We start from the raw sequence: 21,232 nt of genomic DNA, 5'->3' as shown, positions 1-21,232 counted from the left end.
TATTCGGTTCGTAGTCGGCTGGCGTCAGTTCGACCAGCCGCCGTCGATCACATGGGCATGGCCCGTGGTGAACGACGACTCGTCGGACGCGAGATACAGCGCCAGCGCGGCGATCTCTTCCGGCTTGCCGATGCGGCCCATCGGCTGACGCGCCACGAAGGCCGCCTGCACGGCTTCCAGCGTCGCGCCCTGCGCCTGAGCCTGCGCGACGATCCGCTGTTCGAGCGACGGCGAAGCCACCGTGCCCGGGCAAATCGCGTTACAGCGTACACCACGTGTGATGAAGTCTGCAGCGACCGACTTGGTCAAGCCGATCACCGCGGCCTTGGAAGCGCTATACGCAAAGCGGTTCGGCACGCCCTTCACGCTCGACGCCGCCGACGACATGTTGATGATCGAGCCGCCGCCTTTCTCCAGCATCGCCGGCAGGAACGCGCGGATCATACGGTACATCGCCTTCACGTTCAGGTCGAACGCGAAGTCCCAATCTTCCTCGCTGCATTCGAGAATGTTGCCCGCGTGCACGAAGCCCGCGCAATTGAACAGCGCGTCGACCGGGCCGAGTTCGGCGGCCAGCGCCTTGATCGCCGCGCCGTCGCGCACGTCGAGCTTGCGCGCCTCGACCGGTTTGCCGGCCAGCCCGTCGATGCGGATATCCGTGGCGATCACACGCGCGCCTTCGCGTGCGAAGAGTTCGGCGGTGGCGAGTCCGATACCTTGTCCTGCCGCCGTGATCAGGGCCGTCTTGCCGGCCAGTCTTTGTGTCATCTACGACTCCAGTTGAATGGGCTTTGCATGTGCTGCCTGTCCCTCACGGGGATGTCCTTCAAAACGTCTCGTCCAGCCATCAAAGCCGATAGAACGCCACGGCGTTGCTGCCGAAAACCGCTTCGCGCTCGCCGTCGCTCAAGGACGCGAGCAAGGTGTTCGCCACTGAGTGCCACAGCAGATAGTCGCCGTTCAGATCCAGCACGGGCCAGTCGCTGCCCCACATCAAACGCGCCGGACCGAACGACGCCAGCAGATGTTCGACATACGGTTGCAGCGTTTCTTCAGTCCAGCCGGGCGAAGCCTCGGTCGCCAGGCCCGACAGCTTGCAGTGCACGTGTGGCAGCCTGGCCAGCCGCGTGATCGCCTCGGCCCAGCTTTGATACCCCGTGCGGCCGTAGCGGATCGGCGGCTTGGCGCCATGATCGACCACGATGCGCAGCGCAGGAAAACGTGCCGCGAACGTTTCGAGCGGCTCGACGTGGCGTGCGTAGATCAGCGCGTCGAACGCGAGATCGTGCGCAATGAGCGCTTCGATTGCCGGGACCAGATCAGCGTTCGCAATCCACGTATCGTCCGGCAGATCCTGCAGCATCGGCCGCACGCCCTTGAATTTCGGTTCCTGCGCGAGCGCTTCGATCAGGGCCGGCGCGGTAGGCAGCAGGAGCGGCACCCAGCCGACCACGCCCGCAATCGACGGCTCATGCCGCGCGAGATCCAGCAGATAACGTGTTTCGTCGAGCGTAGGCGCCGCCTGCACCACCACCGTACGGTCAATGCCCGCTCGTTCGCGCAGCGGTTTGAGATCCGCGGGGCCGAATGGCCGGTACAGGATCTTCAGTTCCGGTGTGAGCCACTCGTAGTCACCGCGAGCGGGATCCCAAAAGTGCTGGTGGGCATCGATATGCATCGTCCAATCAATCCGCTGGCACGGGCGCGCGGCTGTCGAGCAAGCCTTGACTGCGTAACGCGGACCACAGGTCCGCGGGGATCGGCTGCTCGAACGACGCGACGTTCTCGCGCAATTCGTCGGCACTGCGCGCGCCGGTCAACACGGTGGCGACCGCCGGATGCGCATACGGAAACTGCAAGGCGGCGGCCGCGAGCGGCACACCGTGGTCACGGCACACCGCCTCCAGCCGCGCGACGCGCTCGATCACTTCGCGCGGCGCTTCACCATAGTTGAATTTCAGATCGCCTCCGACGCCGCGCGCCAGAATGCCCGAGTTGAACGCGCCGCCTAACAGGATGCTGACGTTGCGCTTCTCGCATGCCGGCAAGAGGTCGTTGAGCGTACTCTGTTCGAGCAGCGTATAACGTCCCGCGAGCAACGCGCAATCCAAATCGAACTCGGCCATTGCGTCGAGTATGACCGCGCCTTCGTTGACGCCGAGTCCGACGGCCTTGATCGCTCCCGATGAGCGCAGCGTGTCCAGCGCGCGAAAGCCGCCGCCTTCGGTCAATTGCCGCCAGTAATGGAGATGCTGGTCGCCGTGCGTGACACGGCCAATATCGTGCACCAGCAGAATGTCGATATCGACGATGCCCAGGCGCTGCTGACTGTCTTCGAATGAACGCAGAATGCCGTCGTGCGTGTAGTCGTAGATCGCCTGGAACGGCAGTGGGTTTTGCCAACCCTCCCTGTCGTCGAAAGGTGTGGTGCGCGGCACGAACCGGCGCCCTACCTTGGTGGACAAGACATAGTCGCTGCGCGGATAGCGGCGCAGGGCATTACCCAGACGATGCTCGGCCTTCGTATTGCCGTAATGCGGCGCGGTGTCGAAGTAGCGCACCCCGGCGTCCCACGCAGCGTCGATGGTGGCGTGCGCTTCTTCATCGGACAGATCGCGGTAGAGGCCGCCCAAAGGCGCCGTGCCGAGTCCCAGTCCGCTCACCTGCAAAGTGCTGCCGCCGATGCGGCGGCGCTGCCCGATCTTTGATCCGATCGTTGCCGTCATTGAACGCGTCCCATGCAATTTGTTGCTGTCGAATAGTGTTTTAGCACGCATGGGCGAGATTTGCCCAGCGTGCCGCTCAATGCGGCGCGATCGCGACAACCCGCTGCGGCGGCGTAGCGCTCGACGGCAAGCATGCTGGCCCAACCGGTTCGAAGGTCTTGTAGGTCAGGATGAACTCCTGGTGACCGAGAGTTTCCGATTTCGACGCCGCGCCGCACGACACCGCCACCGTTTGCTCGAACACTTCAAGACCCACTTCATCGAGCGTGCCACGGCCTTCGAGAATGCGGCCTGCGTCGACATCCATGTCGCCGGACAGATTGCGATAGGTGGCGGGATTTGCGCACACCTTGATCACCGGCGAGATCGCCGAGCCGACCACCGAACCGCGTCCCGTGGTGAATAGAATCACGTGCGCGCCGCACGCAATCAGTTCGCCGATTTCCGCGTTGTCGCTGATGTTGGGAAAGCCGAAGCGCGGCTCGCCGTCCGGCACCACGTCGAGCAGATAGAGACCGCCGGTTGGCGGTATGTCGCCTGGTTTGATGATGCCGACAATCGGCGATGCTCCGCTCTTGGCGTAGGCACCGAGCGATTTTTCTTCCTGCGTGGTAAGGCCGCCGTCCGCGTTGCCGACCGCAAAACTGCCGTGTCCGAGAATCGAGTAATAACGCGCCGCCTTGGCGACACAGGCGACGATTTCCTCGCCCAGATCCGGACGCGCCGCGCGGGTCTTCATATGGAACTCACAGCCCACCAGTTCGCCGGTTTCCTCGAAAATGCACGTCGCGCCTGCATCGATCAGGTGATCGAACGCGCGGCCCACCGCCGGGTTCGCCGTGATGCCGCTGGTGCCGTCCGAGCCGCCGCAAATCGTACCGATCACCAGTTCGCTCAGCGCCATCGGCACTTTTTGCTGCGCGGCGAGTTGCTTACGCACCCCGCGAATCCAGTCGACGCCGTATTGAATCGTGCTGCGCGTGCCGCCCTTTTCCTGGATCGTGAGGACTTCGACGGGACGGCCGCTCGCGCGCACCACGTCCGCCAGATAGTGCTTGTTCATGCTCTCGCAACCCAGCGACACGAACAGCACCGCGCCCACATTCGGATGCGTGGTGAGCCGTTCAAGCATCTTTTCGGCATAACTGTTCGGATAGCAGCCGGGAAAGCCGATCAGGTGCACGGGCGGCTCGCGTTCGGCGGAAGGATCGTCGAACGCATCGAGCGGATCGCGAAACTGCGTGACGATCTCGCGCGCCACGTGATGCGCGCACTCGACCAGATACGCCACCGCCACCACATTGCGGATGCCCTTGCGGCCGTCGCGCCGCAAATACCCTTGCAACATGGGCGGCCGCACAGCGGCAGATGCTACGGAAATGTCAGTCATGATCGTTCCAGCGCGGCGCAAGGCCACGTCGTAGTGCTCGCGTTAGTGATGGACAAACTCGTGACCCGCGTCATGCGTATACGTCGGCAGATAATCGCTTGCGAGGTTGTGCGTATGCAGATGCGCGCCGCGCGCCGCCGCTTCCGTCACATGACCGATCACCGCGCCGTAGCGCAACACCTTGTCGTCTTTCGCAAGTTCATGGCGCGCCACCTTGTGACCGAGTTCGATGGTTTTGGTCAGCGTCACGCGCTCGCCTTCGATCTCGATCAGCGTGCCCGCCTCAAGACGCGCCGCCGCGATCAGGCAATTGTCGGCGGGGCTGAGCAGGATCAGACGTGGGTCGGTTTGATTTGAGCGGCTGGTCAAGCGAGGTCTCCTGAGTTCGTACGCATCAGTTCTGGCCTTCGCCGCTAGCGAGGCGCGCCACCATCAACGAGCCCAGAATGATCGCGCCGTAGATCGCCTGAATCCAGAACGACGGCACCTGAGCAAGCGTCAGCAGGTTCTGCACGACGCCCAGCAGCAGCACGCCGGTGAGCGCGCCGAACATGGTGCCTTTGCCGCCGTCGAGCGAAATGCCGCCAATCACCGCCGCCGCGAACACGGTAAAGATCATGCCGTTGCCCTGATTGGCGTTGATCGCGCCGACATAGCCGGTCACGATCAAGCCGCCCAACGAGGCGAGCACACTGCCGAGCACGAATACGCCCCACGTAATGCGTTCCACGCGAATGCCCGCTGCGCGCGCCGCTTCAGGATTGCCGCCGATCGCGTACAGTGCGCGGCCCAATCGGTGATAGCGCAACATGAAGGCCGCGACCGCGAACGCCGCCGCCGCGAGCCACACCGACAGGGGCAAGCCGAACACGATCGTGGTGGCGAGCGAAAAGAACGACGGCGGCATATCGAACAGCGTGCCGCCCTGGGTCGCGCCGACCAGCATGCCACGCAACACGATCAGCATGGCGAGCGTGACAATGAACGCATTCAGCCGCAAGCGCACCACCAGAAAGCCGTTGACGAGACCGATCGCCGCGCCGACCACCACGATGACGAGCAAGCCGGCCACCGCCGGCCATTGCGTGCCGAAGCCCGCCGACGCCGCGGGCATCACCAGCATCGCGCCCACGGCGGGCGCAATGCCAACCGTCGACTCGAGCGACAAATCGAACTTGCCGGTCAGCACGATCAGCGACTCGGCGAGCACGACCAGCGCTAGCGCGGCCGACGCGCCCAGCACGCTGATGAGATTCGCGCGCGTCAGAAAGCTTGGGCTGACGAACGCGCCAATCACGATCAGCAACGCGAGCGCGGGCAGTAGCGCCAGTTCGCGCAAGCGCGCGAGTTCGAAGCGCGCGCGTTTGCCGCGTGACGCCTGTGCGGCCGATTGCGGCTGAGCTTGCCCTTGCGTGCTGCCGAATGCAGGGCTAGGCGCACTATTCTTCATGGAGACTGACTCCTTCAACGGATGCGATCAGGTCGTGGTCCTGCCAACCCGCGGGAAATTCGGCCGCAACACGGCCACGGAACATGACCAGCACGCGGTCACAGGTGCGCAGATCGTCGAGTTCGCCGGACACGACCAGCACGGCCTTGCCCTCTTCACGCACACGATCCACGACGGAGAGCAACGCTTCCTTCGATTTCACGTCGACGCCCGCGGTGGGGTCGATCAGCACGAGCACATTGGGGTTGGTGGCGAGCGCACGCGCCATCACCACCTTCTGCTGATTTCCGCCGGAGAGCCCGGACACGACATGCTCGGGACCTTGCGCGACGATGCCGAGCGCGTCGATCATCTTCTGGCCGAAGGCGTTTTTCTTCGCGGGCGCTGCGATGCCAAACTTGCCGAGCAGACGCGCGATCGTCATCGAGGCGTTTTCCGCGACCGATTGCGTGAGCACCAGCCCTTCGTGATGCCGGTCTTTCGGCACGCAACCGATGCCGTGCGCGAGCGCGGCCGGCACGTCGCCGGGCGGAAGCACGACGCCATCCACGCTGACCGTGCCGCGTTTGGCGGCACGCAAGCCGGCAATCGCCTCGGCCACGCTGGTGCGGCCGCTGCTGGTTGCGCCCGTCAATCCGACGACTTCGCCGCGCTTCACGGTGAACGACACGCCTTCGTAGTCGGCACCCGCCAGCTCCTTGATTTCCAGTGCCACCGCCGTGCCGGCGGGCAATGCATCGCGCGCTGCCGCATCGGCGACGGAGAGGCCGCCGCGCTCGCCCGTCATCGCTTCGATCAGGCGCTCGCGCGGCAAGGCGGAGACCGGTGCGCTGACGATATGCCGCGCATCGCGCAACACCGTCACGGCCTGACAAATCTCGTAGACCTCCTGAAGATGATGCGAGATGAAGAGAAAGGTCACGCCTTCGCGCTGCAACTCGCCGATGCGCCGGAACAGCCGCTTGATCTCGTCGCCGTCGAGTTGCGCGGTCGGTTCGTCGAGAATGATGAAACGCGCGCCGTACGACAGCGCACGCGCAATTTCCACCAGCTGCCGCGCTTCCACCGTCAGATCGCCGGCGCGGGCGTCTTCGCGCACGTCGATCTTCCAGTGATCGAGCAGACTGCGCGCGTCGCGCCGCATGGTTTGCCAATCGATCACGCCACCGCGCAGCGGCTGCCGGTTGATGAACAGATTCTCCGCCACGCTCAGATCGCGGATGATCGTTGAATGCTGATAGACGCAGGCCACGCGCTCGCGCCACGCGTCGCGATCCGCGATCGGCGGCGCGGCCGTGCCGTTGAAACGCACCTCGCCCGTGTCGGGCTTGCGCAGGCCAGTGAGGATCGACACCAGCGTCGATTTTCCCGCGCCGTTGCGCCCGACGAGCGCATGCGACTCGCCGGGCATCACGCGGATGCTCACGTCGTTCAGCGCGGCCGTCGAGCCATAGCGTTTGGTTACCTCAAACGCTTCGACCACCGGCGCGGAGGGCGTGAGTGCGCTCATTTGACCGCTCATTTGATCGTGTTGCCCCACAAGGCTTTGTCGTCGACGTTCGACTTCGTCACGAGCGGTGCGGGCAACTGGTCTTCGAGCACGCCCGGCGCGAGCTGGATGATGTTGCTGCCATGATCCGTCGGGCCCGGCTTGAAGGTCTGCCCTGCCAGCGCGGCCTTGATATAGAACAGGCCGTACTTCGCGTACGAATCGGCGGGCTGCGATATGGTCGCGTCGATGTCGCCGCGGCGGATCGCATCGAACTCCTGAGGAATGCCGTCATTGCTGACGATCACGACGTGCTTCGCATCGCCAGCGGGAAACAACATCTGCTTGCGCCGCAAGGTTTGCAGCGTCGGCGACAGATAAACGCCACCGGCCTGCATGTAAATCGCTTTTACGTCCGGATTCGCCGTCAGCAGACTGTCGAGCGCGGTGGCCGCCACGTCACCTTTCCAGCTCGCCGGAATTTCCAGCAGCGACAAGCCCGGATAACCCTTCAGACACGCGCGGAATGCTTCCGACCGGTCGCGCCCGTTGACCGAGGCCAGATCGCCCATGATCTGCACGACTTTGCCCGACTTCACGTGTTCGCCGATGTACTTGCACGCCTTCTCGCCATACGCGCGATTGTCGGCGCGCACCACCATCGCGACTTTGCCTTGCGTCGGCGCGACATCCACGGCTACCACGGGCACGTTCTTCGCCGCCGCGGCGTCGAGCGCGCGGCTGATCGCCGCCGAGTCCAGCGGACCAACCACGATGCCCTTCGAACCGAGGTTCAGCAGGTTGTTCATGTCCGTGATCTGCTGCGCGGGGTCACCGTTCGAATTGACCGGCGCAAGAATGTCGAGCCCCATCTCCTTCGCGTACTTAGGCAGGTAGTTGTTGTACGACTGCCAGAACGGCGACGTGAGCAGCGGCAGGCCGAGGCCGATCTTGCCGGTGTCGGCGGCTTGTGCCGCGCCGCCCATGCCGAGGCCAGCGAGACACGCGGCAACCGCCACGGTGGATAGCGAACTGCGGAACAAACGGCGAGCCGCATGCGGCCCTTTCGCGAACGACATGGTTGTCTCCAGATCTGCGTTGTGGGAACTGCGTGATCCGGCATCGGGATGCCGGCGCTTCGTTCTGCGCTTTCTTATCGAGTATTGGCGTGCGCTCATTCACCAATGAACGTATTATTCATATACGAACTTTATGAAGTCAAGGAATGTGCGCTGCATCAAACGTCCGTGTTTTCCCTGGACGGGCATCGTGATACACGAGATTTGCCACGCACTTACACTGACGCGCCAGATAATGAGAAAAACGCACGAGACCTCGCTCACCATGGACGCAGAAGACAAAGACGACGCAGACCGCTACCGCGCCCCCGCGCTGGATAAAGGCCTCGACATCCTCGAGCTGCTTGCCGAGCAAAAGGAAGGGCTGACGCGCGCCGAAATCACCAAGCTGCTGGGACGCAATGCGAGCGAGATGTATCGCATGCTTGAACGGCTGGTCGCGCGGCAGTACGTGGTGCGCTCGACGGGGGGAGACCGTTACTCGCTGAGCCTCAAGCTGTACGCGCTCGCTCATCGTCATCCGCCGATGAACCGTCTGATCTCCGAAGCGCTACCGCTCATGCAGCGCTTTGCGGATGCTGCTGAACAATCGTGTCATCTCGCGGTATACGACCGCGGCAATCTGCTGGTGATCGCCCAGGTGGATGGTCCAGGTACATGGGGCATGTCGGTGCGGCTCGGCTCGCGGGTCGGCCTGATCGACACGGGTTCGGGGCGCGTGATGCTCGCGTTTCAAAGCATGGAGCAGCGCGAACAGATGCTGGCCGAACACACCAAGGTGAAAGGCGAGGTCACCATCGATCGCGGCGCGCTCGAAGAAGCCTGCGAGCGGATTCGCTCGGCCGGTTTCTCGCAGAAGGACAGTCAGCAGACATTCGGCGTGACCGACGTGACCTTCCCAATCCAGGGGCCGTCCGGCCAGGCCATTGCGGCGCTCACCTGTCCGTACTTGCGGCGTATCGACGAATACGTCGCGCCGACGCTGGAAGCGGCCACTGTCCTATTGCGCGACACGGTGCAGGCGCTGTCGATGGTTCACGAGCACGCCGCCTAGCGCGGCACGGCACAGCGAGAGCGGCGGCCCGATGAAAATCGGCCGCTCGCGCACATGGTTTAGAATGGCGACCCTCTCAAAAATCACGCCGCATGGGTTCGCTCATGCGCGCCCATCGACAAGCAATGGCGAAACTTCTGACCGATTCCGAATTCCAGCGTTTTTCCGAACTCCAGCAGAAGCAGTCGAGCTTCACGATCACGTCCGAGGAAGCCGACGAATTGCGCGACATCGTTGCTCATGCGCAAAAGCGCCGCGACGACCGCGCGGCGGCGATGCAAAGCATCGAAAACTTCATCCAGCAATTCGACATCAGCCCGGACGAGCTGTTTTCGCCGGAGCAGATCGGCGAGGCTGCACGCACGTACGGCCTGATTCCGGCAGCCAAGAAAGAACGCGTGCTGCCGCCGTCGTTCACGTACAACGGCAAGCCCTACCAGTGGACGGCGCGCGCGCTGCCGGACGACATTCGCGTGCCGCTGTTCGACGCGTTCAAGGCAGGTGAGTCGGTGAAGTCGTTCATCGCCACGCCGAAGGATGCAATCCGTTGCGCGGCGACCATCGCGCGGCTGGAGCGAGAAACCGGCGCGGTGTATGGGGATGCGTGGCTCGAAGAACTGGCCGTGACGCGCGCGCAAGTCGACGAAGCCATCGCCAAGCTGGCGGCCTGAGGCCGCTTAGGCGCCCGTTGCCGCCGGTTCATCCAGCGCCATACGGAAGCCGACTATGCCGGGATCCTCGGTCCGTACCATCGTAAAACCGCTCGCCTTCGCGAGCGCGATCATCGGACCGTTCTCGCGCAGCGCCTCGCCCACCAGCCAATGAATGCCGCGCGCCCGCGCGTATTTGATAATCCGGTCCATCAGCAACTGGCCGAGGCGCCGGCCTTTCTGGTCCGAGCGCACCGCCACCGCGAACTCGGCCGTTTCGTTGCCGGGGTCGGCCACCGCCCGCACCACACCCAGCGTCCTCGTCAAACCCTCTTCGCTTTGCACGGTGACGATCAGCGCCATTTCGCGGTCGTAGTCGATCTGCGTCATGCGCGCGAGTTCCGAATGGTCGAAGTTGCCCACCGCGCCAAAAAACCGCAGACGTAAATCTTCCGGCGTCATGGCTTCGACGAAGTCATGATGCGCGGCCTCGTCTTCCGGACGAATCGGCCGCACGGTCACCTGCACGCCTTGCCACTCCAGCGTCTCTTCGAAGCGGCGCGGATAGGGCACGATCGCGAAGCGGCTGCGCGTGGCCGCCAGGCTCAACGTGGGCTCGACCAACATCACGTGATCGCGGTACACCCTCAGCGTCAGCGCGAGACCGACGAGCTCCTTGACGTCGCAGACAGCTTGCGAGAGCGCCGTCAGCGCGGTGAGAGCCGGCTCCGGATCAGCGAGCCGCGCATAACGCGAGCGCGTGACGAGATCCCGCGCCAACATCGGATTCAGCGGCGGCAGGCCGTAGACGCGCAGCGGCTCGGACACGCCATCCACCGGTGGCGCCGTGAAACTGAAAACCGGGCCGAAGTTGTCGTCGTCGTGAAGCTCGACCTTGATGTCGACGACCGGCTTGGTAACGTCATCCGCGCAGGGCGCCTTGGCCTCCCCCGGATTGACCGTTTGCGCTTCTACCGCCAGCCCGAAACGCGCGAGAAACCGCGTCGCCACTTCGCCGGTTAGTTGGTGCTCACCTGCGGCGAGCGCCGCGCGGGCCTGCGCCTGAGCGGCGTCGATCGCTTCCGGGACGCGCTCCGGCAAGCCTTCCGGCGTCTGCATCAGCAACTCGCGCCCCATCCGGTAATCGACCAGCCGCGCGAAGGCGCGTGCGAGGCGCTGCGGGGTCGTATGAACCGGAATGCCCTGGGCGTGCAGCGCATCGCGCGTGGCGGCATCCACCCCGCCGAAGAAGCACGCGAGCAAACCGCGATACGCGAAACGCTGGTTCGCGATCAGTGCCTGCGCGACCTCGCCGACCGGCGCTCCGTGTGTCGATGCGTGGACCACGAAGGCCGTGCCGGAGCTGCGATGGTTCGCCAGCAACTGAAGCGCGGTGCCGAAATGCTCGGGCCGGGCGTCGTCGCCGAGTTGCAGCGGGTTGCCGCCGACGGCGTGCGGCAGCGCCTGGCGCAGGGCGTCGCAGGCCTCCTTCGGCCATGGCGCGAGCATGCCGCCGGCTGCGGCGAAGGCGTCGCAGGCGAGCGTGGCAAGACCGCGGTCGCTGGTAATCAGGGTCGCTGTCGCGCCTGCCGCCACGCGGCCCACGCCGAGCGTTTCGATTTCGTCGAGCAGATCGTCGAGCGAATCGACGCGCACCATGCCCGCTCGCCGGAACGCGGCTGTATAAAGCGCGTCGGCGGGATCGGAGCGGCCGGAGCGCAGCGCCAGCACCGGCTTGTTGCGCGCCGCCGCGCGCGCCGCCGACATGAACTTGCGCGCCGCCCGCACGCTATCCAGTTCGAGCAGGATGGCGCGTGTGCCGGGGTCGCTCGCCAGATAGTCGAGCACGTCGCCCGCGTCCACGTCCGCCTCGCCGCCGAGTGCCACCGCGTGCGAAAAACCGAGCCCGCGGGCGTGCGCCCAGCCGAGCACGGCATTGGTCAGCGCGTTGGACTGCGACACCCACGCCACGCCGCCCGCCTTGACCGTGCACGACGGCGCGCCAAGATGCGCGCACAGCGCCGGCGACACCACGCCGAGACTGCCCGGCCCGACGATGCGCAGCAGATTCGGCCGGGCCGCCGACAGGGCGTGCCGCAGCGCGAGCCGGTCGTCGTCGCTACGCACCTCGCCGACGATAATCGCCGCGCGCGTGCCCAGCCCGCCAAGCTTGTGGATGATCCCCGGCCACGTAGACGGCGGGGTGCAGATCACCGCGACGGTGGGCGCTTGCGGCAAGTCGCCGGGGTCGCCGATCACCGCGTGGCCGCCGAGCGTGTCGTACTTCGGGTTGACCGGCCAGAGCGGGCCGTCGAAGCCCCCTTCCAGCACGCGCGCCCACACCATCGCGCCGGTGCTGCCGGGCCGCTCGGAGGCGCCGATCACGGCGACAGATTTGGGACGGAACAAGGCGTCGAGATTGCGAACGGTCACGGGCGCTCCGAAGACGGGGAAAGGCGCGCCGGCCTGGCCGCAAGGCGCGCGTCTTCGTCAGCATAGGCGAAGTCGGGCATTTGCGCGGCGTGCCATCGTGATGGCATGAAATGCCCCCGATTGTGCTCGCCACCAAAAGCGAAAAGCGCGCGGCGCGGATATTTGTTATCGAGATCAAGAAAAAAGACGAGCGTAAATGCGACAATCGTCATGTCGCTGCGCTAGCGGTCGGCCCCCGGATGACCAAAAGAAACTGAAGGTGATTTATGCGGCGATTGCCATCGCTGATCGCGTTGCGCTTTTTCGAAGAGACAGCCCGTCACATGAGCTTCAACCGCGCGGCCATTGCGCTGTGCGTGACCCAAGGCGCCGTGAGCCGGCAGATCAAACTGCTCGAAGAATCGCTCGGCGCAAAACTGTTCGAGCGCGATCACAAAGGCATCCGCCTGACGCCGGCGGGTCTGCAACTGCTGCCTTGCCTGTCCGAGGCCTTCGACACGATCGAGCGCGGCTTCCGCCAGATTACGGCGGCCAACGGCCGGCGGCGCCTCGTGCTCGCGATGCCGCCCACTTTTGCGACGCAATGGTTTTCGCCGCGGCTCGGTTCGCTCGCCGTGGAGTTGCCCGACGTCGAGCTATCCGTTCGGACCGACGCGAACGCCGACTGCCATTGCCAGATCCGCTTTGGCCGCGAGGCCTTGCCCGACGCGCATTCCGAATTGCTGCTGATGGAGCGCCACGTGCTCGTCGGCGTGCCGCGCCTGCTCGAACAACCGCTCGACGCGCTGCTCGAGCGGATGCCGGCGTTGCACGTGCTGTACAACGACGCGCGCCTTGAACTGTGGCCGAACTGGCTGGCGAAGGCAGGCTTGCCCGCGCGTTACGCGGACAATGGAATCGAGTTCTCGACGCTCGAACAGGCCATTCGCGCGGCGGTTAAGGGCGCGGGGCTGGCGGTCGTCGACCGGAACATGATCATCGAGGAATTGGCGGACGGCCGTCTCGCGCTGTTTTCCGACGTCGAAGTGAACGGGCCGTTCGGCTATTGGCTGGATATCCCAGAGCGTCATGTGGGGCTCGAACATGTGCAGGCGCTCGCCGGGTGGTTGCGGGAAGAGGTGTTGAAGCTGGCTTGCCCGGAGCAGGCTGATCAATAGCCGAGGCGCTTCTGAAACGAAAAGGCCCCGTTTGTCGCAAACGGGGCCTTTTTACTTTACCTTGCGGTTCCTCGCGCGAGCGCGCGCGAAGCCTACATCGACTTCCTGAACGGCGCGCCGGAGTGCTCGCGCAACTCGTTGAACACGATCTTCGGCCAGGCCTTCTGCGCGACTTCGATCTCGGACACGTGCGAGGCCAGATAGGTCGGTGCGTCCGACGCATCGAGGGCGATCCGTGCCGCGTACGAATCGGTGAAACGGCGCAATTCGGCTGCATCGTCGCAAGTCACCCAGCGTGACAGGCGATAGCGGGCCGGCGCCATCCGCACATCGACCTTGTACTCGGTCGACAGACGATGCGACACCACTTCGAACTGCAGTTGCCCGACCGCGCCGAGAATCATCAGCCCGCCCACTTCCGGGCGGAACACCTGAATCGCGCCTTCCTCGCCGAGCTGCTTGAGCGCTTCGCCGAGTTGTTTCGCGCGCATCGGATCGACCACTTCCACGGTCTGGAAAATTTCCGGCGCAAAGAACGGCAGGCCGACGAACTGCAACAGTTCTCCTTCGGTCAGCGTGTCGCCGAGACTCAGCGTGCCGTGATTCGGGATACCGATGATGTCGCCCGGATACGCCTCGCTCACGGTTTCACGACGCTGCGACAGGAACGTCACCACGTTGTTGGCGCGGAAGGTCTTGTTCGAACGCGTCACCTTGACGGCCATGCCGCGCTCGAAGCGCCCCGAACACACGCGAATGAACGCCACGCGGTCGCGGTGCGCCAGGTCCATGTTCGCCTGCACCTTGAACACGACACCGGTGAACTTCGGCTCGTCCGGCATCACCGGACGCTGCACCGTCATGCGCATGGACGGCGGCGGCGCCAGATCGACCAGCGCGTCGAGAATTTCCTTCACGCCGAAGTTGTTGATCGCCGAGCCGAACAGCACAGGCGACTGCTGGCCGGCCAGGAACTGTTCACGATCGAAATCGGGCGTGGCGCCGGTGATCAGATCGATTTCTTCCTTCGCCTTGACCCAGCTATGGCCGAAGCGGCGTTCGCCTTCCTCGTCGCCGAGAGCCTGCAGTGTTTCGACTTCGCCGCCGGCTTTGTCTTGCCCTGCGCGGAACAGGCGCACCTGGTCGCGCTGGACGTCGTAGACGCCTTGGAATTCCTTGCCCATGCCGATCGGCCAGGTGAACGGCACAGCGGCAACGCCCAGGTGCTGTTCGATTTCGTCGAGCAGTTCGAGCGGCTCGCGCACTTCACGGTCGAGCTTGTTGATGAAGGTGACGATCGGCGTTTTGCGGCTGCGGCAGACTTCGAGCAGCTTCAGCGTTTGCGCTTCGACACCATTGGCGCCGTCGATCACCATCACGTCGGCGTCGACCGCCGTCAGCACGCGGTAGGTATCTTCGGAGAAGTCTTCGTGGCCCGGCGTGTCGAGCAGGTTGATGACGGCGTCGCCGTACTCGAACTGCATCACCGAGCTCGCCACCGAAATGCCGCGCTGCTTTTCGATCTCCATCCAGTCGGACGTCGCGTAGCGATTGCTCTTGCGGCCCTTCACGGTGCCGGCGATCTGAATCGCGCCCGAGAACAGCAGCAGCTTTTCCGTGAGCGTGGTCTTACCCGCGTCCGGGTGGGAAATGACCGCGAAGGTGCGGCGGCGTTTGAGTTCGGAGACTGACATCGGGTCTGGCGGTCACGGATAGGGGTTCGGGCGGTTCCCGGCGGCTTGTGGCGGCCGGTGTGCCACGCCTTGCGCGGCGGCGTCGAGCTGCGGGAATTGGGCCGGAACCCGCATCACAGTGGCAACTCGGCCGCGTCGGAAACAGGTCACGAACAAGCGTTCGACAATACGGGAATCGCCAGCGCAGAACAGCGCAGGGAACGAATGATACACGTCTGGGGGCGGCCGAGGGTGGAAAGGGCCGCCTGCGAGTATCGGCGCGTGGTCGAGCCACGCGCCGATTGTTGTCGGTTTTTGCCGGTTTTGCCGCTCGTCGCCGCTGTGTGCCCGGTATCCGGCCGGTTTAGCGTCCGAGGCCGCCCATCATCATGTACTTCAGTTCGGTGTATTCATCGAGCCCGTACTTCGAGCCTTCGCGGCCGAGGCCGGATTGCTTGACGCCACCGAACGGCGCGACTTCCGTGGAGAGAATGCCCTCGTTGATGCCGACCATGCCGCTTTCCAGCGCTTCGCCCACACGCCATGCGCGGGCCAGATCCCGCGTGTAGAAATACGCCGACAAACCGAACGGTGTGTCGTTCGCCGCGGCAATCGCCTCCTCTTCGGTCTTGAAGCGGAAGCACGCTGCGACCGGACCGAACGTTTCTTCTCCGGCGATCAGCATCGAGGCGGAGGCATCCGTCAGAACAGTGGGTTCGTAAAAGGTGCCGCCGAGCGCATGCGGTTTGCCGCCAGTCAAAATCTTCGCGCCCTTTTGCAACGCGTCGGCAACGTGCGTTTCGACCTTCTTCAGCGCCGCCCGATTGATCAACGGACCTTGCTCGAACTCGCCCTGCAAACCGTTGCCAATACGCATCTTGCGCACCGCCTGCGTCAGCGCTGACGTGAACGCATCGTAAATGCCGTCCTGCACGTAGAAGCGATTCACGCACACACACGTCTGCCCGGTATTGCGGAATTTCGACGCCATCGCGCCTTGCACGGCGGCATCGATATCTGCGTCGTCGAATACGATAAAGGGCGCATTCCCGCCGAGTTCGAGCGAGAGCTTCTTCAGCGTATCCGCGGACTGCTTCGCGAGCAGCTTGCCGACCCGCGTCGAGCCGGTGAACGACAGCTTGCGCACCACCTCCGATTCCGTGAGCGCGCCGCCGATCGCGACCGCATCGCCGGAAACGACATTGAATACGCCGGCCGGGATACCTGCCTTCTCGGCCAGCACCGCCAGCGCGAACGCCGACAACGGCGTTTCTTCCGAGGGCTTGAGCACCATCGTGCAACCGGCCGCGAGCGCGGGACCGGCCTTGCGCGTGATCATGGCAAGCGGGAAATTCCACGGCGTGATCGCCGCGACCACGCCCACCGGTTCGCGCGTCACGATGATCTTCGCGTTCGGATTGGGGCTCGGGATCACGTCGCCGTAGGCACGCTTCGCTTCCTCAGCGAACCATTCGAGGAAGCTGGCCGCATAGCCGACTTCGCCGCGAGCTTCGGCAAGCGGCTTGCCCTGCTCGAGCGTCATCAGTGCGGCGAGCGCCTCGCGGTTCTCGAGCATCAGCTCGCCCCAGCGCCGAACACGGGCGCCGCGCTCTTTGGCGGTCAGCGAACGCCATGCCGGGAAAGTGCGCTCGGCCGCTGCGATGGCTTGCAGCGTTTCCGCCGCGCCGCCTTTCGCGACGTTGGCAATCACCTCACCCGTCGCGGGATTCAGAACGGCATACGTGCTAGCGCTTGCGCACCACTCTCCGCCGATGTAGTGGCCTGTGCGGAGAAATTCGTTCATGCCGCATTCTCCAGGGTTTCGACGAACGCGCCTTGCGCGAGCCGCGGTTCGCGCGCAATACGGTTGCCCGCGGTGTAGTCGTTGATCAGATCGCACGGCGTGTAGTTGCGTTCGAGCTCGAACAGTTCATCGGCGGAAAGCGTCGTGCCGAGTGCGGCAAGCGCGCTGTCGAACTGCGCCGGCGTGTCCGCGCCAACCAGCATGCTCGCCACGCCGCCGTGGTTCAGCACCCAGGCTTGCGCGATTTGCGCCGGCGACACACCACGCCGCGCGGCCACGCGCGCCACCGATGCGGCGATCTCACGCGAGGCCGTGTCACCGTACATTTGCGCGGTGAAAAAGTCCGTCTGATTGCGGGTCGATTGCGGATCGCTGGTCAGCAACCCACGTGCGAGTGGGCTGAACACGGAAACGCCCACGCCCTGATCCTGGCAATACGGAATCATTTCGCGCTCTTCCTCGCGATAGGCCAGGTTCAACTGCAACTGCATGTTGATCGGCTTGTGCCAGCCGTTGCGCTCGCAGACCTGCATGATCTTCGCGAACTGCCACGTGTACATGGTCGATACGCCGATGTAGCGGGCCTTGCCGGCGCGCACGATATCGTTGAGCGCACCCATGGTTTCTTCGACCGGCGTGTTCACGTCGAAGAAATGCAGCATATAGATGTCGACGTAATCCATGCCGAGGCGCGTGAGCGAGCCGTCGATGCCGTCCATGATGTGCTTGCGCGAATGGCCGCCGGCGTTCTGATACGCACCCATGTCATAGCCGACCTTGGTCGTCACGACGATTTCCTCGCGGCGCGCGATCCGCTTCAGAATGCGACCCACCACTTCTTCGCCCACGCCGGTCGAATAGAAATCGGCGAGGTCGATGAAATTGACGCCTGCTTCGAGCGCGTGACGGACGATCGGCTCGCTTTGCGCTTCGTCGAAAATCCACGGCTTCCATTGCGGCGTGCCCATGTTCATCGTGCCGAGGCACAGACGCGACACCTTCAGGCCAGATTGGCCAAGGCGGACATATTCCATAGTGCTTGTCTCCTTCCTGTTCTCTTCAGGCTGAGCGGGCGGTCAGCGGCGCGCGGGCGCCCGCCGGCACGCACTGCGCGCAATTAACGTTGTTTCGGGGTATAGAACGGATTCGACACTTCGCGCGCCGCGGCGAACACTTCATCGCGATGCGGCAGTCCTTTCATCGCCGCCAGAATCGCGTTTTTGCACGCGCGGTAGTTGTTTTCAAACACGGCGTCGAGGTCGTCCGTGGACGGATTGACCCAGTTCGCCGACACGACCACCCAATCGTTCTCCGCTTCCGGCGGCAACGTGCCGTTCTCCAGCGACTCGGCCACCGCCTTCGCGATGCCGGCTTGCGAAGCACCCCACGGTGCGTTGCCGTGGAAATCGCTGCCGATCTGCGCCTTGTTCACATACAGCGTCAGCGGTTTGGTCGGCACGCCCGGACGCGCGATCACGACGAACGGTGCGTGGCCCGCCGAAGGCGTCGCCAATGCCGTGGCGAAAGCCTGCCCTGCGGGGCCGTTGCGCGGGCCGACCAGTACGTTGATGTGCGCGAGGTTGACGCCCGGGCCTTCGAATCCTTCGCCAATAAAGAGTTGTTTGTCCGTCGATGCGCTCATGGTCCTTCCGTCGGGGTTGAGTGGATGACCGATTGTGACGTTCAGCCTCCGCGACCATGTATCGATGAGTTTTGATCTAGGGTATGAGAGGAACTCAACTCCGGGTTAGTCCGGAGCTCCGTCATTCGCGTCTGACGGCGGGCACAAAGGTGAGCGTTTTCGGGAGGCGCGCCGGAGCGCCTCGACGCGCGGCGAAAGGTGAGCACGCCGAAGATCGCTCACGCACCCGCGAAGCGGTACTCAGTGGAGCACAGGTTATAGCGGACGCAACTGGCGATGGCAGGAACGCGGGCGCCCGCGATCCTTCGCAGAGCCTGGGAACCGCCGCCAGCAAAGGGGAGCGCGGGTTTCGGAAGAATCAGTTCGAGCGCGGCAAGCAGGTCGGGCGAGCAGGTCGCAAGGTGCGTCGTGCGATAAAACCAGGCTCACCGAAGCAACGAGGCCGACGCGAGCAGCGCAGCCGAACTCGCAGCTTGCGCTCCAGGTTCAGACGAAAGGTGAGCGTTTTCAGGACCCACGGGACGGTGCGGGAAAAACCTCGCACAACATCACTTCAGACAGTCCGGCGCGCGGCCAGTCAACGCGCCATGCGCTTACGCGCATCAGCTCTCGATCAGAAAGCGCTCGCGATTCTTGCCGGCGAGCCAGGCGGGCGATCGGCCGCGGCCACTCCAGGTCTCGCCGGTTTTCGGGTTGCGATACTTGGGGACCGAAGCCGTCTTGCGGCTCACGGCACGCTTGCTCGTGAAACCCAGTTCTTCCGCGGTAATGTCGTATTCGGCCACTTTCTGCTTGATGTCGGCGATCGCCTGCGCAATTTCCTTCTCGCGGGCCGCCGCAACGTCCTTGTGTAGTTTTTCGAGTTGGGCAGTCAATTGCTTGTACGTGGCCATGACGGTCGCTCCGGTCGATTTGACGAACTGAAGTGCGGACACTATCAGATGCATAAAGCGCCGGATAGAGAGGTCCGCCCCTGCGCAGCGGTCCGAGGGCGTCGGCTTAGTTGGCGCGGCCGTCGCACTCAATCGTCGATTGCATCGTACACGCGGCGTTCGAAGTCGATCGCCATGGAAAACGGTTCGATGGAGCGCCGCTGAATCAGCATCAGGCCGATCAGATCTTCCACGGGATCGGCGAACCAGCTCGTGCCATACGCGCCCGGCCAGCCGAACGAACCCACCGAACGGTAGCCATGCGGCAACTGCTGCGCCGGATCGTCGACGACGGACACGCCGAGGCCGAACCCCTGCCCTGCCCACATGACCTGCCCGAAAGCCGGCACGCGGCGCTGGTCGCGCGTGAGGAAATTCGAGCGCATCAGATCGACCGAACGATGCGACAGCAAACGCGTCGTGCCGACCCGTCCGCGCCCGAGCAGCAGCCGCGCGAATTGCAGATAGTCCTGCGCCGTCGAAACAAGCCCGCCACCGCCGCTCTGGAACCGGTCGGGATTGGCCCAGCGGCTCGCCGCCGGGTGATCCTCGACCACCCGGCGGCGCGTGCCCGGGTCGATGCCATACGCCGTGGCGAGGCGCGCGAGTTGCGCGTCAGGCACCCAGAACGCGGTATCGCGCATGCCCAGCGGTTCGAAAATCCGGGTCCGGAAAAATTCGCCGAGCGGCATGCCGCTCACGCGCTCGATCAGTACGCCGAGAATGTCGGTCGCAATACCGTAATGCCAGCGCGAGCCGGGCTGGAACATCAGGGGCAACGGCGCGACACGCGCCAGCCACGCGTTGGCATCGGCACGGGCGTCGAGACCGTTGAAGGCGGCCGCGTAAGCCTCGGCCAGCGGCCCGGTCGCGGTGAAGTGATAGGCGAAGCCGGCGCGGTGCGTCAGCAGATCGAGCACGGTGAGCGGCGCGTTGGCCGGATGCGTGTCGTCGAGCGGACCGCCCGGGTCGCGCAGCACGCGTGGTGCCGCGAGTTCCGGCAACCAGGACGAAACCGGCGTGTCGAGCGCGAGCCTGTCCTCTTCAATCAGCATCAGGATCGCGGCGCTGGTCACCGGCTTGGTCATGGACGCGATGCGAAACAGCGTATCGCGCTCCATGGGCAGTTGCGCGGCGTCGTCACGCCAGCCGAGCGGCTCGAAATAGCCGGTCTCGCCGCGCCGCCACACCATCGAGACCACACCGGCCACTTCGCCGCGTTCCACATAGCCTTGCATGGCGTGGGTGAGCGCCGTCAGCCGCGACGCGCAAAGTCCTGCTGGTTGCATGGTGGTCCCGAGATGGACGTTATGTTCCCTTATTTTTGCAGAAAACGTTACCTGACCGAAGGCGACACTACGGCTTTCCGCCGTGGAGGGGGTTTTACGCCTTCAGCCGTTCCTCGAGCGCAAGCAGCACGGCATTGAGCCGTTTGACGCGGTTCGCCTGCGCCGGCACCAGTGCCGCGAGGGAAACCGAATCGAGACGGCTGCGCCAATATGACAACGGGATGCGGTCTTCAGCGGAAATATGTGAAATTACGTGTTCAAGGTGTTCAATATCTTTTTCGAGTTGGTGATGATTCATTGCGATCCCCGGAATACTCGTTGAACTATTTTCAGTAGCATGAAGCGTGCCGTAATGTCGCCGGGTTTTGCGAGAAGCGGAAAATCCTGCCTGACGGTTTTTCCCATCAACCCAAAACCGGCAAAAGCTTCTAGCCGCTTGAGCCTCGAACCCGTGAGAAAAGAGT

At 64.2% G+C, this 21,232-nt stretch carries 20 protein-coding genes; 3 read left to right on the top strand and 17 right to left on the bottom strand.

Annotation, left to right across the window (positions count from 1 at the left end; genetic code table 11):
• Window positions 1-24: 24 nt before the first annotated feature.
• From A6V37_RS00365 to A6V37_RS00330, 8 genes are all read right to left on the bottom strand, one after another.
• Entirely contained in the window at window positions 25-768 is a 744-nt protein-coding gene (locus A6V37_RS00365) for an SDR family oxidoreductase (RefSeq protein ID WP_064271100.1), read from the bottom strand.
• Between the two features lie 79 nt (window positions 769-847).
• The gene (locus A6V37_RS00360) at window positions 848-1,678 is read right to left on the bottom strand and encodes an amidohydrolase family protein (RefSeq protein ID WP_064271101.1); all 831 of its coding nucleotides are present in this window, start codon (window positions 1,676-1,678) and stop codon (window positions 848-850) included.
• A 7-nt stretch (window positions 1,679-1,685) separates the two neighbouring features.
• Window positions 1,686-2,726 carry an aldo/keto reductase gene (locus tag A6V37_RS00355; RefSeq protein WP_064271293.1) on the bottom strand — a complete coding sequence of 347 codons (1,041 nt, stop codon included), beginning with the start codon at window positions 2,724-2,726 and terminating at the stop codon, window positions 1,686-1,688.
• A 76-nt stretch (window positions 2,727-2,802) separates the two neighbouring features.
• Window positions 2,803-4,116 carry a UxaA family hydrolase gene (locus tag A6V37_RS00350; RefSeq protein ID WP_064271102.1) on the bottom strand — a complete coding sequence of 438 codons (1,314 nt, stop codon included), beginning with the start codon at window positions 4,114-4,116 and terminating at the stop codon, window positions 2,803-2,805.
• 42 nt (window positions 4,117-4,158) lie between these two features.
• Window positions 4,159-4,485, bottom strand: a complete 327-nt coding sequence (locus tag A6V37_RS00345; protein ID WP_064271103.1) for a UxaA family hydrolase — start codon at window positions 4,483-4,485, stop codon at window positions 4,159-4,161.
• A 25-nt stretch (window positions 4,486-4,510) separates the two neighbouring features.
• Entirely contained in the window at window positions 4,511-5,566 is a 1,056-nt protein-coding gene (locus tag A6V37_RS00340) for an ABC transporter permease (protein ID WP_064271104.1), read from the bottom strand.
• Complete coding sequence (locus A6V37_RS00335) at window positions 5,556-7,076, bottom strand: sugar ABC transporter ATP-binding protein (RefSeq protein ID WP_423213162.1); 1,521 nt, start codon at window positions 7,074-7,076, stop codon at window positions 5,556-5,558. Before A6V37_RS00335 ends, A6V37_RS00340 begins: the two co-directional genes overlap by 11 nt.
• Before the next feature lie 8 nt (window positions 7,077-7,084).
• Entirely contained in the window at window positions 7,085-8,041 is a 957-nt protein-coding gene (locus tag A6V37_RS00330) for a sugar ABC transporter substrate-binding protein (protein ID WP_100249446.1), read from the bottom strand.
• 358 nt (window positions 8,042-8,399) lie between these two features.
• Between A6V37_RS00330 and A6V37_RS00325 the strand changes: the two genes are divergently transcribed.
• The gene (locus A6V37_RS00325; protein ID WP_064271107.1) at window positions 8,400-9,188 is read left to right on the top strand and encodes an IclR family transcriptional regulator; all 789 of its coding nucleotides are present in this window, start codon (window positions 8,400-8,402) and stop codon (window positions 9,186-9,188) included.
• Window positions 9,189-9,313: 125 nt separating this feature from the next.
• The gene (locus A6V37_RS00320; RefSeq protein WP_064271294.1) at window positions 9,314-9,859 is read left to right on the top strand and encodes a hypothetical protein; all 546 of its coding nucleotides are present in this window, start codon (window positions 9,314-9,316) and stop codon (window positions 9,857-9,859) included.
• Between the two features lie 6 nt (window positions 9,860-9,865).
• On the opposite strand, the gene A6V37_RS00315 is transcribed toward A6V37_RS00320, so the two are convergent.
• The gene (locus A6V37_RS00315) at window positions 9,866-12,271 is read right to left on the bottom strand and encodes a bifunctional acetate--CoA ligase family protein/GNAT family N-acetyltransferase (protein ID WP_064285645.1); all 2,406 of its coding nucleotides are present in this window, start codon (window positions 12,269-12,271) and stop codon (window positions 9,866-9,868) included.
• Window positions 12,268-12,483, bottom strand: a complete 216-nt coding sequence (locus A6V37_RS00310; protein WP_064271109.1) for a hypothetical protein — start codon at window positions 12,481-12,483, stop codon at window positions 12,268-12,270. Before A6V37_RS00310 ends, A6V37_RS00315 begins: the two co-directional genes overlap by 4 nt.
• Before the next feature lie 54 nt (window positions 12,484-12,537).
• Here A6V37_RS00310 and A6V37_RS00305 point away from each other — a divergent pair, with 54 nt between their 5' ends.
• Window positions 12,538-13,428, top strand: a complete 891-nt coding sequence (locus tag A6V37_RS00305; RefSeq protein ID WP_064271110.1) for a LysR family transcriptional regulator — start codon at window positions 12,538-12,540, stop codon at window positions 13,426-13,428.
• 92 nt (window positions 13,429-13,520) lie between these two features.
• Here the strand turns inward: A6V37_RS00305 and A6V37_RS00300 are convergent, their stop codons facing one another.
• The 7 genes from A6V37_RS00300 to A6V37_RS00270 all read right to left on the bottom strand — a co-directional run bounded on the left by A6V37_RS00300 (window position 13,521) and on the right by A6V37_RS00270 (window position 21,066).
• Window positions 13,521-15,122, bottom strand: a complete 1,602-nt coding sequence (locus A6V37_RS00300) for a peptide chain release factor 3 (RefSeq protein WP_064285643.1) — start codon at window positions 15,120-15,122, stop codon at window positions 13,521-13,523.
• 343 nt (window positions 15,123-15,465) lie between these two features.
• Window positions 15,466-16,905 (bottom strand): NAD-dependent succinate-semialdehyde dehydrogenase, encoded by a 1,440-nt coding sequence (locus A6V37_RS00295; protein WP_064285641.1) that lies wholly within the window; start codon window positions 16,903-16,905, stop codon window positions 15,466-15,468.
• On the bottom strand, window positions 16,902-17,939 hold the full coding sequence (locus A6V37_RS00290) for an aldo/keto reductase (protein WP_064271113.1): 1,038 nt from the start codon (window positions 17,937-17,939) through the stop codon (window positions 16,902-16,904). Before A6V37_RS00290 ends, A6V37_RS00295 begins: the two co-directional genes overlap by 4 nt.
• An 83-nt stretch (window positions 17,940-18,022) precedes the next feature.
• The gene (fae, locus tag A6V37_RS00285; RefSeq protein WP_064285639.1) at window positions 18,023-18,547 is read right to left on the bottom strand and encodes a formaldehyde-activating enzyme; all 525 of its coding nucleotides are present in this window, start codon (window positions 18,545-18,547) and stop codon (window positions 18,023-18,025) included.
• 602 nt (window positions 18,548-19,149) lie between these two features.
• Complete coding sequence (locus A6V37_RS00280) at window positions 19,150-19,440, bottom strand: H-NS histone family protein (protein WP_064271295.1); 291 nt, start codon at window positions 19,438-19,440, stop codon at window positions 19,150-19,152.
• Between the two features lie 128 nt (window positions 19,441-19,568).
• Window positions 19,569-20,768, bottom strand: a complete 1,200-nt coding sequence (locus A6V37_RS00275) for a serine hydrolase domain-containing protein (RefSeq protein WP_064271115.1) — start codon at window positions 20,766-20,768, stop codon at window positions 19,569-19,571.
• Between the two features lie 94 nt (window positions 20,769-20,862).
• On the bottom strand, window positions 20,863-21,066 hold the full coding sequence (locus A6V37_RS00270; protein WP_064271116.1) for a hypothetical protein: 204 nt from the start codon (window positions 21,064-21,066) through the stop codon (window positions 20,863-20,865).
• Between the last annotated feature and the right edge of the window lie 166 nt (window positions 21,067-21,232).

This window comes from Paraburkholderia ginsengiterrae (assembly GCF_001645125.1).
Taxonomy (GTDB): domain Bacteria; phylum Pseudomonadota; class Gammaproteobacteria; order Burkholderiales; family Burkholderiaceae; genus Paraburkholderia; species Paraburkholderia ginsengiterrae.
The sequence above is the reverse complement of the archived record's forward strand: the minus strand, read 5'-3'. Positions and strand labels throughout refer to the sequence as shown.